A 13,672-nucleotide genomic window follows, 5' to 3' on the forward strand; every position below is an offset into this window, starting at 1 on the left:
GCATGACCGACGATCGGAGCCTGCCCCGGCCCGGCTGCCTCACCGGCTCGCCGGCCGGGCGGGCGCTCGCCGCCGAACTGACCGCCCGCTGGGCGGAGCCGCACCGGCGCTACCACACCACGGCCCATCTGCGGGCGGTCCTGGCCGCGATCGAGCCGCTCGCCGCGCAGGCCCGGGACGCCGACGCCGTACGGCTGGCCGCGTGGTTCCACGACGCCGTCTACGAGGGGCGGCCGGGCTGGGACGAGGAGCGCAGCGCCCAGCTCGCCCAGGCCCGGCTGCCCGCCTGCGGCCTGCCCGCGGAGCGGGTGCGCGAGGTGGCCCGGCTCGTGCGGCTCACGGCGGGGCACGCCTACGAGCCCGGCGACATGAACGCGGCGGTCCTGTGCGACGCCGATCTCGCGATCCTCGCGGCGCCGCCCGGCGCGTACGAGACGTACACGAGGGCCGTACGCGAGGAGTACCGGCACGTGCCGGACGAGGCGTTCAGGACCGGACGGGCCGCGGTGCTGCGGGAGTTGCTCGGCAAGCCCCGCCTGTTCGGCACTCCCGTGGGCCGGGACCTGTGGGAGCTGCGGGCGCGTGAGAACGTCACCGCCGAACTGACCGCACTCTGAAACCACCCTCTGAGCCGCTTTCTGAGCGGTCCGAGCACACGGCGAGCCGCGGCGGGTCGCTGCCCGGCCGGCTGGTGAACCGGCACACGCCAGCCGCGCGCCTTTACGATGTAGATCAGGTGCGGGTCCTGGGCCGGCGCAGGCCCGACTCGCGCAGGCGGCGCACCAGTTCCTGGCTGCCGACGGGCTCGGCCCCGAGGAACACGGCCCGGTCGTAGACCGTCTCCGGCACGTCGTAGTGGTCCCGGTCGAAGGCCCGCTCGGGCACGCCGAGCAGCCGGGCGAAGTCGTGCAGTTCCTCCAGCGAGGAGTCGCTCACCAGGTGGGACCACAGCAGGCCCCGGGGTCCCGGCCAGTTCGGCCGGTCGATCAGCACCGCCATGCGCCCCTCCCCTGGGCCGGTCGGGTAACCCGCAGCGGAAAGCGAGGACTACCCGACCGGTCCACTGCGGGGTCCGGGAGCCGTCCCCCGGTGTCGTCCCGGGCGAGCATAGCCCCGGGGCGCCGGCCGCCACCTCGTCGCCGCCCGTCCCCCGGCGATACGGCAGCCGACGCCGGCACGGCGGTGAGCGGTTCCGAGCGAATATCAGATGACCGGAGAACGCCTCGACGATCCCCCGAGGACCGCCTCAGCGGGAATCACCCTCTAGCATTTCCCCGGAACCCGCTGACACTTGGGACAGCATTTGAACTTACGGTGGTTTGTGCATCGATAGGTGCACTTGGGCGACGGCTTTGGCTTCGCGTGAATTCCGGGAGCCGCGTGCGTGACGGCCGTGCCGCCCTGGCCTCCCGATGCCGACGCCGGAGACGCCGCGGCCGGCCAGAGCGCGATCGTGCCGAGCACCGCCGAGCCGATGATCATGCTGAATCGCCCACCTCGCATGCCCTTTCCCCTTCCGATCAAGCCGCCATGCGGCGAATCGGGTGTTCCTACCTCATTGTCCGAATCGCCTCCGGGAGGCGTCCACCCCACCGCCCGCCCCCCGAGATGATCCGGGGAAAATCCGAGGCGAATCGCGATCCGGCGATTGGCATGGATCGATGAATGACGTGCCGGATCAGATCCGGAATGGTGCCGCCTCTGGTCTCCGCTGGCGCGGGATCTACGTCCGCACGAGGCGCCGGGCCGCGCCCGGCCGGATTTCCCCGGCGAATTCGCCGCGCCTTCCGCGCTTTCGCCATACGAACCGTGCGGCGGCCCCAAAATGTCCGTCCGACCACGGCATGGAAAGCGCCCCGACCCGGCAAAAGCCCGCATAGTCGCCATCTGGGTGGCAACCGTCGTCCAGAACGCGCCCTCGCGTTGGAGGCCGGGACGGCCCGCGACAGCCGTGAGCGTTCGCGGCGAAGGGCGCCGACAACACCCGCGACGGCCCGGATTCGGGACGCCAGACGGTGCGCGGGCCGGTGCGCCGCGGAACCACAGGGTCCATAGGGGGAAAACGATGGCTGCACGAACTGTTCGATCCCTTACCGCGCTCGCGGCGGCGGCCGTGCTGACGATGGCGCTGCTCGTCGGCTGCGGCGGCGGCACGCCCACCGCCCCGGCGTCCGGAGGCGCCGTCGCGGCCGGCCCGGCGGCGCTCGTCACGCCGACCGCGACCGAGAGCGAGTACAACTCGCCGTGCCCGACCGGCGGCAACGCCAAGAGGTTCGCCAAGACCCGGTTCGCGCTGCACGCGGGTCTCGCGCTCGGCGCCTTCCACCGCTACATCTACAAACCGCTGCGCAGCGGGGGTTTCCGGGCCGGAGCGGAGAAGCGCAAGCGCACGATCGCGAAGGCCGCGATCGCCGGCGCCTTCGCCCTGCACCAGCTGAAGGTCGCCAAGAGCTTCGCCACGGCCAATCCGAGCCTGTGCAGGGCCGTGGAGGGCGTCAACTCCCAGTTCAGCGCGCTGACCGACAAGCTGCACCACGGCACCGCCACGCCGGCCGACATCGACGCCGGCAAGAGCTCGATAGACGGCCTGCAGCGCGACGCCGCGAAGACCGGCTACAAGTTCAAGGAGCAGAACGTCACCATCCCGGGCACGAGCTGACCTCGGCCGGAGGACGCGGCCGGGCCGTGCCGGTCAGCCCACCTTGGCGAAGAACGCGCGGATGTCGGCGGCGAGGCGATCCGGCTGGTCCATCGCGATGAAGTGGTGGCCACCCGGGTTGTCCTCGGGCCAGTGGAGGATCGTGTTGTGGCGTTCGGCGAGCCGGCGGATGCCGGGCGGGCCGCTGTACACGCCGGTCGGCGCGACCGTCTGGCCCTCCGGCCAGCCGAAGCCGGTGCTCTCGTAGTACGGCCACGCCGACGTCCCGAACGTCCCGGTGAACCAGTACAGGCTCACGTTGGTCAGGAACAGGTCCCGGTCGATCACCTGCTCCAGCGGTCTGCCCGAGGCGTTGAACTCGTGGAACTTCTGGGTCATCCAGGCCAGCGCCGCGAGCGGTGAGTCGTGCCACCCGTACGTGAAGGTCTGCGGCGCCGCGCGCAACAGCGCGTGGTGGTCGACGCCGTTCATCCAGTCCTGTTCCATCAGCCGGGCATAGGCCGCCCGCTCGTCCTCGGTCATCTCCGGGAGATCCTTCTCGGTGGGGAAGCCGAGACCGCTGACGATGTAGACGCCGGCCACGTTGCCGGGCGCGGCCTTGGCCACCTCCGGGGCGACGTAGGCCCCGAAGTCCCCGCCCTGCGCGCCGTACCGCTCGTAGCCGAGGCGACGCATCAGCTCCGCCCAGAGCCGCGCCACGCGCGCCGCGGTCCAGCCGCTGCCGCGCGGCGGCGCGGAGAAGCCGAAGCCGGGCAGGGAGGGCACCACGACGTGGAACGCCCGGGCGGGGTCGCCGCCGTGCGTACGGGGGTCGGTGAGGCGGCCGATGAGCTCGGTGAACTCCAGGAACGAGTTCGGCCAGCCGTGCGTGAGGACGAGCGGCAGAGCGCCGGGCTCGGCCGAGCGTACGTGCAGGAAGTGGATGTCCTGGCCGTCGATCTCGGTCATGAACTGCGGGAACTCGTTCAGCCGCGCCTCGTGCCCGCGCCAGTCGTACTCCTCGCGCCAGTAGCGGGCGAGCTCCCGGAGGAAGGCGCCGGGAACGCCGCGGCTCCAGCCGCCGCCGGGCAGCTCACGGGGCCACCGGGCGCGGTCCAGCCGGTCGTTCAGGTCGGCCAGGTCGGCCGAAGCGATCTCGATACGGAATGGGCGGATCTCGGTGTTGCTCATGTCTCTCCCGTTGCGTCGCGATGACGGGAACGACGCTAGGGGCCATGTAGGTCATGACCTGTCCTAGATGACCGGGCATGCTTGGTCCATGAGTGACATGTCCGCACGGTTGCTCGCTCTGCTGTCGCTGCTGCAGACGCCCCGCGAGTGGCCGGGGAGCGAGCTGGCCGAGCGTCTTGAGGTCAGTCCCCGGACCATCCGCCGCGACATCGACCGCCTGCGCGAGCTGGGATACCCGGTCCAGGCGACGATGGGCGCGGTGGGCGGTTACCGGCTCGCCGCGGGCGCGGCCATGCCCCCGCTGCTGCTCGACGACGAGGAGGCGGTGGCCATCGCCGTCGGCCTGCGGACGGCCGCCGCGCATCCGGTGGACGGCATCGACGAGGCGTCCGTGCGCGCCTTGGCCAAGCTGGAGCAGGTGCTGCCGTCCCGGCTGCGGCACCGGGTGGGCGTGCTCGCCGCCGCGACCGTGCCGATGCTCGCCGGAGCCGAGCCGCCCGTGGACCCGCGGACCCTGGTGGTGCTCGCCGGGGCCGCCGCCAACCGCGAACGCCTCCGCTTCGCCTACCGGTCCGGCGACGGCGCCGAGACCAGGCGCCTGACCGAGCCGTACCGCCTGGTCACCGCCGGACGCCGGTGGTATCTGCTGGCGTACGACATCGACCGCGACGACTGGCGGGTCTTCCGTGCCGACCGGATCGGCGACCCGCACCCGACCGGCGTACGGGTCCCGGCCCGCGTGCCGCCGGAACAGGACCCGGCCGCGTTCGTCGCCGCCAAGCTGCACTCGTCCGCGCCCGTCTACGAGGTGGTGGCGACCGTACGCCTTCCGGCCGGCCAGGTGGCGGGCCGGCTCGGCGCCGCCGCGGGGACCGTCGAACCGATCGACGACCACAGCTGCCGCCTGCGCGGGCCGGCCGACACTCTGGAGTGGCTCGCGTCGCGCCTGCTCATGCTGGGCTGCGAGTTCGAGGTGCACGAGCCGCCGGAGCTGCGGGCGTACCTGGGTGCGCTGGGCGCCCGCGCCGCTCGCGCCGCCCAGACCCCGACGATAACCTATTGACTTGGTAGGAAATGTGGGCAACTCTGGTGACGAATCCCCGTCGTCAACTTCGAGGTGTGTCCATGTCCGTCGTCGAACTACAGGGCGAGTTGGGGGGCGCGGTCCGGGCCGGTCCCCGGCCGCGCCCCCGCTCCGCCACGGCCCGCGGCCCGAGGAGGGGGTGGCACAGGTGGGTCAGCCCTCTCGTCGTCGTGCTGCTGTGGCAGGTCGCCAGCGCGTCCGGGCTGCTGCCGGCCCGGCTGCTCGCCGCCCCCTCGCAGATCGCCGCGACCGCGCTCGACCTGGTGCGCTCGGGGACGCTGCCCACGGCGATCGCGGTGTCCCTCGAACGGGTGCTCCTCGGCTTCGCCGCCGGAGCGGTCGCCGGCGTCGGCCTCGCGCTGGTCGCCGGGCTGAGCCGGACCGGTGAGAACGCCGTCGACCCGATCATGCAGATGCTCCGGGCGCTGCCGTTCTTCGGGCTGATCCCGCTGTTCATCCTCTGGTTCGGGATCGGGGAGACGCCCAAGGTGCTGCTGGTGGCGCTCGCCGTCTCCTTCCCGCTCTACCTCAACACGTTCGCGGGCATCCGGGGCGTGGACGGCAAGCTCGCCGAGGTCGCCCGGACGCTCCGGCTCGGCCGGGCCGCGCTCGTACGGCACATCGTGCTGCCCGGCGCGCTCCCCCAGACGCTCGTCGGGCTGCGGCAGAGCCTCGGCGTGGCCTGGCTGGCGCTGATCGTGGCCGAGCAGGTCAACGCCGACGCCGGCCTCGGCTACATGATCAACGACGCGCGCGAGTTCCTGCGCACCGACGTGATCGTGGTCGGCCTGCTCGTCTACAGCGCGCTCGGCCTGCTCACCGACGCCCTGGTCCGGCTCCTGGAAAGGAGGGCGCTGACATGGCGGCGCGAGTTCCTGTCCCGGTGAGTGGCACGGTGAGTGGCACGGTGAATGTCCCGGCGAGCGCGCAGGCCCCGGACGCCGTACGGCCGGCGGCCACAGCACAGGCCACCGTACGCGGGCTCACCCGGCGCTTCGGCGACCGCACCGTGCTCGACGGCCTCGACCTGACGATCGGGCGCGGCGAGTTCGTCGCGCTCCTCGGCCGCAGCGGCTCGGGCAAGTCCACGCTGCTGCGCGCGCTCGCGGGCCTGGACGAGGAGGTCGAGGGCGGCCTGGAGGTGGACGGCTCGGTGGCCGTGGCCTTCCAGGAGCCCCGGCTGGTGCCGTGGAAGCGGGTGCGCGACAACCTCACGCTCGGCCTGACCGCGCCTGACCCGGTCAGCAGGGCGGAGGCGGCGCTTGCCGAGGTCGGCCTGGCCGACCGGGCGGGGGCGTGGCCGCTGACGCTGTCCGGCGGCGAGGCGCAGCGGGCGAGCCTGGCCCGCGCGCTCGTCCGCGAGCCGGGTCTGCTGCTGCTCGACGAGCCGTTCAGCGCGCTCGACGCGCTGACCCGGATCACCGTGCACCGCCTGGTGCTCGACCTGTGGGCGGCGCACGGCCCGGCCGTGCTGCTGGTGACCCACGACGTGGACGAGGCGCTGCTGCTGGCCGACCGGATCCTGGTGCTCGACGGCGGGCGCGTCGCGCACGAGTGGACCGTCGCCGCGCCGCGTCCCCGGCACCGCGACCACCCCGACCTGCTCACCCTGCGCGCGGCCCTGCTGTCCGCCCTGGGCGTCACCCCGGAAGGACCCGCATGACCAGGAGACTGCTCGCCGCGCTGCTGATCACTCTGGCGTCCGCCACGGCATGCGCCTCCACGGGACAGAGCGCGTCCGGCGGGAAGGACGGACAGGCCGCGGGCCGCGTCACCCTGCGGGTCGGCGACCAGAAGGCGGGATCGCAGGCGCTGCTCAAGGCCGCCGGGCTGCTCGACGGCACCTCCTACGCGGTCACGTGGTCGCAGTTCACCTCCGGGCCGCCGCTGCTGGAGGCGGTCAACGCGGGCGCGGTCGACATCGGCGGCGTGGGCAACACCCCGCCCGTCTTCGCCGCCGCCTCCGGCTCCAAGATCAAGATCGTGGCCGCGTACCGGCAGAGCGCCAAGGGGTCGGCGATCCTCGTCCCCGACGGGTCCGCGATCACCTCGCCGGCCCAGCTCAAGGGCAAGAAGATCGCGGTGGCGAAGGGCAGCTCGGCCCACTACCACCTGCTGGCGGTCCTGAAGAAGGAGGGCCTGTCCTTCAAGGACATCCAGCCGCAGTATCTCCAGCCCGCCGACGCCCTGGCGGCGTTCTCGTCCGGCACCGTCGACGCCTGGGCCATCTGGGACCCCTTCAGCTCGCAGGCCGAGATCCAGCACAAGGCGCGGCTGCTGGTCGACGGCGCGGGCATCGTCAACGGCCTCGGCTTCCAGGTCGCCGCTCCCGCCGCGCTCGACGACGCGGGCAAGCGGGCCGCGATCGGCGACTTCCTCACCCGGCTGGCCAAGGCGCGGGTCTGGGCCGCGGCCCACCTGGACGAGTGGGCGAAGGTGTGGGCGCGGGAGACCGGCCTGCCGGTCGAGGTCGCGGACGCGGCCGTGGCCAACGCCGTGGCGACCCCGGTCGTGATCGACGACTCGGTCGTCTCCTCCGAGCAGGAGATCGCCGACGCGTTCTCCGCCGAGGGCCTCGTGCCGGGCACCGTCACGTTCTCGCAGTTCGTGGACGACCGCTTCAACGACGTCGTCAGGAAGGCGCAGCAATGAAGTTCCACTGGTTCCTGCCCACCTCGGGCGACGGCAGGGCGATCACCGGCGGCGGGCACGGTCTGCGCCGCGTGCACGGGCAGTCGCAGGCCACCGCGTTCCGGCCGCCCACGATCGACTACCTCGCCCAGGTGGCCCGCGCGGCCGAGCAGGCCGGGTTCGAGGCCGTTCTCACCCCCACGGGCACCTACTGCGAGGACGCCTGGCTGGTCACCGCCGCGCTGACACAGGTGACGACCCGGCTGAAGTTCCTGGTCGCGTTCCGGCCCGGGGCGCTGTCCCCCACGCTCGCGGCGCAGATGGCCGCCACCTACCAGCGGATCTCCGGCGGCCGGCTGCTGCTGAACGTGGTGACCGGCGGGGAGGCGGCCGAGCAGCGGCGCTTCGGCGACCACCTGGGCAAGGACGAGCGGTACGCGCGGACCGCCGAGTTCCTGTCGATCGTGCGCGGCGCCTGGGACGGCCCGTTCGACTTCACCGGCGACTACTACGACGTCGAGGGGGCGACGGTCGCCGAGCGGCCCGACCCCGTGCCCGAACTGTACTTCGGCGGCTCCTCGGCCGCCGCGGGCCCGGTGGCGGCCCGGCACGTGGACGTCTACCTCACCTGGGGCGAGCCGCCGTCCCAGGTCGCGGCCAAGCTCGACTGGATACGCGAACTGGCCGCCGCAGAGGGCCGCACGCTGCGCTTCGGCGTACGACTGCACGTGATCACGAGGGACACCTCCAAGGAGGCGTGGGCGGAGGCCGGGCGGCTGCTCGACCGGATCTCCCCCGAGGACATCGCGTCGGCACGGGCCGTCCTGTCCCGCAGCGAGTCGGTCGGGCAGCAGCGGATGCTCGCGCTCCACGAAGGCTTCCACGGGGGCTCCCGCGGCGGCTCCCGCAGGGGTTCCCGCGGCGGCAGGGTCAGGGACCTGGAGATCCACCCCGGTCTGTGGGCGGGGATCGGCCTGGTGCGCGGCGGCGCCGGCACCGCGCTCGTCGGCAGCCACGCGGAGGTCGCCGACCTCGTCGAGGAGTACGCCGCGCTCGGCGTGGAGGAGTTCGTCCTGTCGGGCTACCCGCACCTGGAGGAGGCCTTCTGGTTCGGCGAGGGCGTGCTCCCCGAACTGCGCCGGCGCGGCCTGCTCGGCGCGGCGGCGCCCGTACGGCTGACCGCCTGACGGCCCGCCGGGGCCCCCGCCGTCACAGGCGGTCGGGGGCCTCGCCGCGTTCGCGGATGAGGGCGGTGAGCTGGGCCACCGCCCGGCGCGAACGTTCCCGCTCGGTGCTCTGGATGCCCATCGCGCCCAGGCTGACCCCGTTGGCGAGGTCCAGCTTGGGCCAGGGGTCGCCCTCCACCATGGTGACGTCCAGCACCTCGGCCCATTCGAAATGGTGCACCCGCAGCGGGTTCACCACCGTGATCCCCTTCTCGTCCGCCCGCACCCGCAGGCGGCCGAGCAGGTGCAGCACGCACGCCACCGCCACGCCGAAGGCGACCATGCCCACCCGGTCGGGGAGCTTGAACTGCTCCGGCAGGCCGACGGCCAGCAGGATCGAGCCGATCACCATCACCGCCCCCATGCCGTACGCGATGATCGTCGTGACCCGGGGCCGCCAGGTGACGGGCAGCGGCGGCGCGTTCTCAGGCATGACGCCCCCCACGAGCCGCGGCGCGGCGGCGTACGGCGTGCCCGGCCTGCAGGGCCGCGGGCGGATACTGCGTGATCACCAATCAAGTCTTCCCGGCTCGGCGCTGCGAATGCGAGGACTGCGGCTACGAGGTTCGGGCGAGGTCAGCCGGCGAGGCCGCGAAGGAGGAGCGCGGTCTCCAGGGCGGCGATCGTCGCCTCGTACCCCTTGTCCTCCTTGCTGCCCGGCACGCCGGACCGCTCGACCGCTTGATCAAGGGTGTCACAGGTCAGCACCCCGTTGCCCACCGGGGTCGACTCGTCGAGCGAGACCCTGGTCAGGCCCGCGGTCACCGAGTCGCAGACGTAGTCGAAGTGGGCCGTATCCCCCCGGATCACCACGCCGAGCGCGACGACGGCGTCGCAGCGCCGGGCCAGGGCCTGCGCGACCACCGGGATCTCCAGCGACCCGGCCACCCGGGCCGTGACCACGGCCGCGCCGCTGTCCCGCGCAGCCCGCTCCGCCCGCGCGAACAACTGGTCGGTGATCTTCTCGTGCCACCGGGCGGCGACGATGCCGACGGTCAGCCCGCCCGCGTCCACCGCCGCCGCGTCCGGCCGTCCCTCTCCGCTCATACGCCCTCCTCGCCTGACGGCTCGGAGCCGCATGAGCGGACCACGCCGTGTTCACTGATTCGCTCGCTTCGCTCGCTCATGAAGCCTCCTTGCCGAAGTGTTCGCCGTGGATGTCGCGGGGGACGCCGCCCGAGATCTCGTGGCCGAGCCGGTCGCGCTTGGCGGTCAGATACCTCTCGTTGTACGGGTTCATCGCCACCGGCATGGCCTCGCGGCCCAGGACCTTGATGCCGTACCCGTCCATGCCGCGCACCTTGGCCGGGTTGTTGGTCAGCAGCCGCACCGACTTCACGCCGAGGTCGGCGAGCATCTGCCCGGCGTTGGAGAACTCCCTGGCGTCCACCGGCAGCCCCAGCTCCAGGTTGGCGTCGACGGTGTCGCTGCCGTTGTCCTGCAGGCTGTAGGCCCGCAGCTTGGCCAGCAGGCCGATCCCCCGCCCCTCGTGGCCACGCAGGTACACGATCACGCCGCGCCCGTTCTCGGCGATCATGCGCATGGCGGTGTCGAGCTGCACGCCGCAGTCGCAGCGCAGCGAGCCGAGCACGTCGCCGGTGAGGCATTCCGAGTGCGCCCGGACGAGCACGTTCTCGCCGTCCTCGATGTCGCCGTACACCAGCGCGAGGTGCTCGCCGCCGTCGAGCGCGCTGGCGTAGCCGTACGCGCGCCAGACGCCGTACCGGTTGGGGATGCGCGTCTCGGCGACCCGGGTGACCATCCGCTCGGACCTGCGGCGGTGCTCGATGAGCTGCTCGATCGACACCAGCGCGAGGTCGTGCTCGTCGGCGAACTCCCGCAGGCGGGGCAGGCGGGCCATCGTGCCGTCGTCGTTGACGATCTCGGCGAGCGCCCCGGCCGGGGTCAGCCCGGCGAGCCTGGCGAGGTCCACGGACGCCTCGGTGTGCCCCGGCCGCGCCAGCACGCCGCCCTCCCGATAGCGCAGCGGGAAGATGTGCCCCGGCCGGACCAGCTCGTACGGCTCGGTGGCCGAGTCGCACAGCGTCCTGATCGTCTTGGCCCGGTCGGCGGCGGAGATGCCCGTCGTCACCCCGTCCCTGGCGTCCACGCTGATCGTGTAGGCGGTGCGCAGGCGCTCGCGGTTGTCCTGCACCATCAGCGGCAGGCCCAGCCGGTCGAGCGTGGCGCCCTCCATGCCGACGCAGATGACGCCGCTCGTGTAGCGGATCATGAAGGCGACCAGCTCGGGCGTGGCCTTCGACGCCGCGAAGATGAGGTCGCCCTCGTTCTCCCGGTTCTCGTTGTCCACCACCACGACGGGCCTGCCGTCCCTGATGTCGTTGACGGCCCGCTCGATCGGGTCCAGCCTGATCTCACTCATGCGATCACCGCCCGCAACTCGCGCGACTGCCGCAGCCAGCCGCGGAACCCGATCATCACCATCACGAAGAACAATCCGTACACGAGGCCGGAGACCACCAGCCCGGAGCTGAACGCCAGCGGCACCCCGACGAGGTCCACGGCGATCCAGATGATCCAGAAGTCGACCAGCGCCTTGCCCTGCGCCCAGGTCGCCACCGCGCTGCCGACGAAGATGTAGGCGTCCGGCCACGGCGCCCAGGAGATGTTCCAGCCACGGGAGTTGAGGAAGGTGAACAGCAGCGCGACCGCGACCGTCCCGGCGACCATGACGCCCACGAGCGCCGTGCGCTCCCCGGCGCGCGCCGAGCGGATCGGCAGCTCCGCGCCGCCGCGCGTGCCACGCGACCACTTCACCCAGCCGTAGACCGCCAGGATTCCGAACAGCGCCTGCTTGAGCGCGTTGCCGGTGATGTGCGCGCTGACCGACGCCACGAACAGCAGCACGGAACCGACGAGCTGCACCGGCCAGGTCCAGATCGTTCTCCTGATCGCGAGCCAGACCGTGCCGAGCGCGCACACGTTGCCCACCAGGTCGGTCCACAGCACGTGCTGCCCGAAGACGTCGAACCCGGCCTCCGTCCAGCTCATGCCACCTCCTCGCCTTCGGCTCGGAGTTCGGTCGTGCCGGAGGCGCGCGATTCAGCACCTCGCCAGGCACTGTGCCTATTGATTCGCTCGCTACGCTCGCTCATGCCGAGACCCCCTTGGCGGTCGCGGCGGTGAGCCTCTCGACGTACTTGGCGATCACGTCGACCTCGAGGTTGACCGGCTCGCCCGGCTGCTTGCGGCCGAGCGTGGTGAGTTCGAGGGTGGTGGGGATCAGGCTGACGGAGAAGGAGTCGTCCGTCACCGCGGCCACGGTGAGGCTGACGCCGTCCACCGCGATCGAGCCCTTCTCCACGACGTACCTGGCGAGGTTCGCGGGCAGCGAGAGCCGCACGACCTCCCAGTGCTCCCCGGGCTCGCGCGACAGCACCTCCCCGGTCCCGTCCACGTGGCCCTGCACGATGTGCCCGCCGAGCCGCTGGTCGGCCCGTACGGCGCGCTCCAGGTTGACCCGCGAGCCGGGGCGCAGGGCCCCGAGCGAGGACCGGTCGAGGGTCTCCTTCATCACGTCGGCGGTGAAGGAGTCTCCCTCGGCATCGGCCACGGTGAGGCAGACGCCGTTGACGGCGATCGAGTCGCCGTGCCGGGCGTCGCCGGTGACGACCGCGCCGCGCACCGTGAGGCGCGCGGAGTCGCCGCGCGGCTCGAGTGCCACGACCTCGCCGAGCTCCTCGACGATTCCGGTGAACATTCAGCTCTCCTTAGGGGACTGCGGGCCGGAGGACGTGGAATCCACGGAGGACTTCGGACGCAGGACCAGCTTGAGGTCCGGCCCGACGGGGGTGACTTCGGCGAACTCCAGCCGGTGGATCTCGCTGATCGTCGAGACGCCCGCCGGGCCGAGCGCGGCCGCCCCCGCGCCCAGCAGCGCCGGGGCGAGGTAGCCGACGACCCGGTCGACCAGGCCCTCCCGGAGGAAGGCGCCGGCGAGGGTGGGCCCGCCTTCGATCAGCACGCTCACGATCTGCCTCCCGTGCAGCTCAGCCATGAGGGCGTGGAGGTCTATTCCGCCCGGGACGCGCGGGAGCCGTACGGCCTGGTGGGACAGGTGGGCGGGGACGGTCGCGTCCTCGGCCACGGCGACCAGCGTCGGGGCCTCGGCGTCGAGGACGCGGGCGGCGGCCGGGGTGCGGGCGCCCGGATCCACGACCACGCGCAGCACGGGCGCCGCGCGCAGGGGTGCGGGGACGCGGGCGGTCAGCCGGGGGTCGTCGGCGAGCACGGTGCCGATGCCGGCGACGACGGCGTCGCTCCCGGCCCGCAGGCGGTGCACGTCGGCCCTGGCCTCGGGTGAGGTGATCCACTGGCTGGTGCCGTCCTCGGCCGCCGAGCGGCCGTCCACGGTGGCGGCGAACTTCCAGGTCACGTACGGCCTGCGGGCCCGCACGAAGGTCAGCCAGGCGGCGTTGACCTCCTCGGCCTCGGCGGTCAGCACGCCCTCGTGCACGAGGACGCCGTGCCGCCGCAGGACGGCGGCGCCGCCCGCGGCCTTCGGGTTGGGGTCGGAGACGGCGACGACGACCCGGGCCACGCCCGCCTCCAGGAGGGCGGTGGAGCAGGGGCCGGTCCTGCCGGTGTGGTTGCAGGGCTCGAGCGTCACGTAGGCCGTGCCGCCCCTGGCCCGTTCGCCGGCCTCGCGCAGCGCCACGACCTCGGCGTGCGGGCCGCCGGCGTAGGCGTGGAAGCCCTCTCCCGCGACCTGTCCCGACGGGTCGAGGATCACGCAGCCGACGACGGGATTGGGGCTGGTGCCGCCCAGGCCCCGGGCGGCGAGCGCGATCGCGCGCCGCATGTGAAGGATGTCCCCTGAGGTCACCCCGGTCTTCCTCTCGCCGTTGTCTACGGCGGGCCCCGGGGTTAGTTCGGGATGCG

General features: G+C 72.8%; 15 protein-coding genes. 7 read left to right on the forward strand and 8 right to left on the reverse strand.

Annotation, left to right across the window (positions count from 1 at the left end; all coding sequences use genetic code 11):
• The first annotated feature begins 2 nt into the window (after nt 1-2).
• The gene (locus tag Msi02_RS01600) at nt 3-617 is read left to right on the forward strand and encodes an HD domain-containing protein (protein WP_204046706.1); all 615 of its coding nucleotides are present in this window, start codon (nt 3-5) and stop codon (nt 615-617) included.
• 115 nt (nt 618-732) lie between these two features.
• On the opposite strand, the gene Msi02_RS01605 is transcribed toward Msi02_RS01600, so the two are convergent.
• The gene (locus Msi02_RS01605; protein WP_204046707.1) at nt 733-999 is read right to left on the reverse strand and encodes a DUF4031 domain-containing protein; all 267 of its coding nucleotides are present in this window, start codon (nt 997-999) and stop codon (nt 733-735) included.
• 1,066 nt (nt 1,000-2,065) lie between these two features.
• On the opposite strand from Msi02_RS01605, the gene Msi02_RS01610 reads away from it, so the two are divergent.
• The gene (locus Msi02_RS01610) at nt 2,066-2,659 is read left to right on the forward strand and encodes a hypothetical protein (RefSeq protein WP_239108012.1); all 594 of its coding nucleotides are present in this window, start codon (nt 2,066-2,068) and stop codon (nt 2,657-2,659) included.
• A 33-nt stretch (nt 2,660-2,692) separates the two neighbouring features.
• Here Msi02_RS01610 and Msi02_RS01615 read toward each other — a convergent pair whose 3' ends face one another.
• Nucleotides 2,693-3,829, reverse strand: a complete 1,137-nt coding sequence (locus Msi02_RS01615) for an epoxide hydrolase family protein (RefSeq protein WP_204046708.1) — start codon at nt 3,827-3,829, stop codon at nt 2,693-2,695.
• Between the two features lie 88 nt (nt 3,830-3,917).
• Here Msi02_RS01615 and Msi02_RS01620 point away from each other — a divergent pair, with 88 nt between their 5' ends.
• The 5 genes from Msi02_RS01620 to Msi02_RS01640 all read left to right on the forward strand — a co-directional run bounded on the left by Msi02_RS01620 (nt 3,918) and on the right by Msi02_RS01640 (nt 8,731).
• Nucleotides 3,918-4,892, forward strand: coding sequence for a helix-turn-helix transcriptional regulator (locus Msi02_RS01620; protein WP_204046709.1), 975 nt, complete (start codon nt 3,918-3,920; stop codon nt 4,890-4,892).
• Nucleotides 4,893-4,954: 62 nt separating this feature from the next.
• The gene (locus Msi02_RS01625; RefSeq protein WP_204046710.1) at nt 4,955-5,800 is read left to right on the forward strand and encodes an ABC transporter permease; all 846 of its coding nucleotides are present in this window, start codon (nt 4,955-4,957) and stop codon (nt 5,798-5,800) included.
• A gap of 8 nt (nt 5,801-5,808) precedes the next feature.
• The gene (locus Msi02_RS01630; protein ID WP_373308218.1) at nt 5,809-6,576 is read left to right on the forward strand and encodes an ABC transporter ATP-binding protein; all 768 of its coding nucleotides are present in this window, start codon (nt 5,809-5,811) and stop codon (nt 6,574-6,576) included.
• Nucleotides 6,573-7,565 (forward strand): ABC transporter substrate-binding protein, encoded by a 993-nt coding sequence (locus Msi02_RS01635; RefSeq protein ID WP_204046712.1) that lies wholly within the window; start codon nt 6,573-6,575, stop codon nt 7,563-7,565. The genes Msi02_RS01630 and Msi02_RS01635 overlap by 4 nt, the downstream gene beginning before the upstream one ends.
• The gene (locus Msi02_RS01640; protein WP_204046713.1) at nt 7,562-8,731 is read left to right on the forward strand and encodes an LLM class flavin-dependent oxidoreductase; all 1,170 of its coding nucleotides are present in this window, start codon (nt 7,562-7,564) and stop codon (nt 8,729-8,731) included. The genes Msi02_RS01635 and Msi02_RS01640 overlap by 4 nt, the downstream gene beginning before the upstream one ends.
• Before the next feature lie 22 nt (nt 8,732-8,753).
• On the opposite strand, the gene Msi02_RS01645 is transcribed toward Msi02_RS01640, so the two are convergent.
• The 6 genes from Msi02_RS01645 to ribD all read right to left on the reverse strand — a co-directional run bounded on the left by Msi02_RS01645 (nt 8,754) and on the right by ribD (nt 13,616).
• The gene (locus Msi02_RS01645) at nt 8,754-9,203 is read right to left on the reverse strand and encodes a PH domain-containing protein (protein ID WP_204046714.1); all 450 of its coding nucleotides are present in this window, start codon (nt 9,201-9,203) and stop codon (nt 8,754-8,756) included.
• Nucleotides 9,204-9,346: 143 nt separating this feature from the next.
• Nucleotides 9,347-9,817: a 6,7-dimethyl-8-ribityllumazine synthase gene (gene ribH / locus Msi02_RS01650; RefSeq protein WP_079318469.1), complete on the reverse strand. Its 471-nt coding sequence runs from the start codon at nt 9,815-9,817 to the stop codon at nt 9,347-9,349.
• A 76-nt stretch (nt 9,818-9,893) separates the two neighbouring features.
• Nucleotides 9,894-11,153, reverse strand: coding sequence for a bifunctional 3,4-dihydroxy-2-butanone-4-phosphate synthase/GTP cyclohydrolase II (locus Msi02_RS01655; RefSeq protein WP_079318467.1), 1,260 nt, complete (start codon nt 11,151-11,153; stop codon nt 9,894-9,896).
• On the reverse strand, nt 11,150-11,782 hold the full coding sequence (locus Msi02_RS01660; protein WP_204046715.1) for a nicotinamide mononucleotide transporter family protein: 633 nt from the start codon (nt 11,780-11,782) through the stop codon (nt 11,150-11,152). Before Msi02_RS01660 ends, Msi02_RS01655 begins: the two co-directional genes overlap by 4 nt.
• A gap of 100 nt (nt 11,783-11,882) precedes the next feature.
• A complete protein-coding gene (locus Msi02_RS01665) occupies nt 11,883-12,491 on the reverse strand; it encodes a riboflavin synthase (RefSeq protein ID WP_204046716.1) in 609 nt (202 codons plus the stop codon).
• Complete coding sequence (gene ribD / locus Msi02_RS01670) at nt 12,492-13,616, reverse strand: bifunctional diaminohydroxyphosphoribosylaminopyrimidine deaminase/5-amino-6-(5-phosphoribosylamino)uracil reductase RibD (protein ID WP_239108013.1); 1,125 nt, start codon at nt 13,614-13,616, stop codon at nt 12,492-12,494.
• Nucleotides 13,617-13,672: the final 56 nt, after the last annotated feature.

Origin of the sequence: Microbispora siamensis, from assembly GCF_016863095.1 — a bacterium.
Lineage (GTDB): Bacteria > Actinomycetota > Actinomycetes > Streptosporangiales > Streptosporangiaceae > Microbispora > Microbispora siamensis.